At 47.1% G+C, this 2,605-nt stretch carries 1 protein-coding gene; it reads right to left on the bottom strand.

Annotated features, from left to right (window positions below; all coding sequences use genetic code 11):
* The coding region (locus H5203_RS21150) for an Ig-like domain-containing protein (protein WP_220494633.1) at positions 1-2,605 on the bottom strand (2,605 nt) is incomplete at both ends.

The following is a 2,605-nucleotide window of genomic DNA, read 5'->3' on the forward strand; positions in this document are numbered from 1 at the left end:
AGGTTAAACGCGAAGTTTTGCCCTACCGGCGCATCATTGGTGTTGGTTACCTCTAATGTAAATGGCGTTAAACTGGCGCTATCTGTGCCATCGTTAACACTGATAGTAATAGCCGCGTAGCTGCCTACATCCTGGTTCTGTGGCGTGCCCGCTAATTCGCCCGTGCTGGTGTCAAAGCTTGCCCAACTTGGCTTATTAATGATGCTAAAAGTATGGGTATCTTGCGTATCGCTGTCTGTAAGGATGGGTATAAAACTATACGCTGCATCTTCAGCTGTAGTTGTACTTGGTGAACCACTTAACACCGGTACGACATTATATTTTTTAGTTACTGTGGCAGTTACTGCTGCGCTGGCATTGCCTGCGGTGTCTGTAACTATTGCTGAGAACGTTAACACTCCCTCAGCCAATGTTGTAACATCGATACCTGTAATTTGCTGCGTAACAGCACTAATCGTTGCGTTACCAGTAACAGCATTACTGCCATCACTTACCTGGTAACTAAGCGAACCACTTCCTTCAAGCCCAGTAAAACTAACACTCATTGCAGATTCGTTATCCGCATTAATTAAGCTTTGATCAACGCTAACTGCATGCCCAGTTGGGGTGGTATTATCTAAAGTAATTGAGCTGGTCGCCGCAGGTGAAGTATTCCCTGCACTGTCAGTTTGCGTTACCGATACTGTTAAAGTGCCGTTATTAAGTGCACTTATATCTAACTCATTGCCGCTAAGCGTCCAATTTCCACCACTACCAGCTGTAACCGTGGCATTTACACCACCAATATCAACATTAACTGCAGCGCCTGATTCTGCCCCAGAGCCGGTTATCAATACACTATCATCTTCACTAGCGTTAACTATGCCATCGACTTCGATTGGCGTATTAATAGTAACAACTAGCGGTGCACTGTTATCCAAGGTTATCGTCGTCGTTGCCGCTGGAGAAATATTACCCGCGCTGTCAGTTTGCGTTGCTGATACCGTTAATGTGCCATTATTTAATGCACTGATATCTAACTCATTACCACTGAGAGTCCAATTACCGTTGCTATCAGCAGTCACGGTGGCATTTACACCGCCAACATCAACCTTAACTGCAGCGCCTGATTCTGCCCCAGATCCTACAATTAATAACGCATTATCTTCAGCAGCATTCACAATGCCATCAACAGCGATCGGCGTTGTGATAGCCAATGCATTTGGCGCAACATTATCTAAGGTTATAGTGGTTGTAGCTGCAGATGAAATATTTCCTGCGCTATCGGTTTGCGTTGCAGATACTGTTAATGTGCCATTATTTAACGCGCTAATGTCTAATTCACTGCCATTAAGTGTCCAGTTACCGCTGCTATCAGCTATCACAGTGGCATTTATGCCGCTAATACCCACTGTCACTGTTGCGCCAGCTTCTGCACCTGACCCTGTGATCAACACAGCATTGTCTTCAGCCGCATTTACAATACCATCTACTGCAATCGGCGTTGTAATAGCCACCGCATTTGGTGCGATGTTATCTAATGTAATTGAAGTTGATGCGGCCGTTGAGATATTGCCCGCATCGTCGGTTTGTGTTGCCGAAACTGTCAATATGCCATTATTTAGAGCGCTGATATCCAGCTCATTACCTGATAATGTCCAATTACCACTTGAGTCTGCGGTAGTCGTTTTAGTAACCCCACCGATACTCACAGTTACTGTTGCACCTGACTCTGCTCCCCCGCCTTGGACTAATACATCATTATCCTCCGCAGCGTTAACTTTACCATCCCCCTCAATAGGCGTAATAAAGGTTGGTGCGTTTGGTGCTTGGTTATCCAACGTTATTGTTGTAGTTGCAGCTATTGAGACATTACCTGCGCTATCGGCCTGAGTTGCCGAGACCGTCAGCGTACCATTATTCAGCGCACTGATATCCAGCTCGTTGCCCGATAATGTCCAATTACCACTTGAATCTGCAGTGGTGGTTTTAGATATACCATCAACATTTACTGTAACTGTTGCACCTGACTCTGCGCCAGATCCTTGCACTAGTACATCGTTATCTTCAACAGCATTAACTTTGCCGTCGCCTTCAATTGGCGTAGTAATCGTCAATGCATTTGGCGCTTGATTATCCAACGTAATTAATGCGGTTGCCGTAGTCGAGGTGTTACCCGCCGCATCACTTTGTGTGGCGCTGACGGTGAGCGTGCCATTATTAAAGCTGCTGACATCAAACTCACTACCACTGATAGTCCATGCCCCAGAGCCATCAGCCGTTACGGTACGTGATAAGTTATTCGCGCCATCGCTGATGGTCACACTGACGCTGGCATTAGCTTCCGCCCCGGAGCCGGTGATCACTACGTCACTGTCTTCCGCTGCGTTAACTTTACCATCGCCCTCTATCGGAGTGGCTATTGTCGGTGAATTCGGTGCTGTATTATCTAAAATCACCGCGGTGCTGGCAGCGCTAGAGGTGTTACCCGCCGCATCAGATTGTGTGGCGCTGACGGTGAGCGTGCCATTATTAAAGCTGCTGACATCAAACTCGCTACCACTGATAGTCCATGCCCCAGAGCCATCGGCCGTCACGGTGCGCGATTGGTTATTCGCGCCATCGC

It is taken from the genome of Pseudoalteromonas sp. SG41-1 (assembly GCF_014164575.1).
GTDB classification, from domain to species: Bacteria; Pseudomonadota; Gammaproteobacteria; order Enterobacterales; family Alteromonadaceae; genus Pseudoalteromonas; species Pseudoalteromonas rhizosphaerae.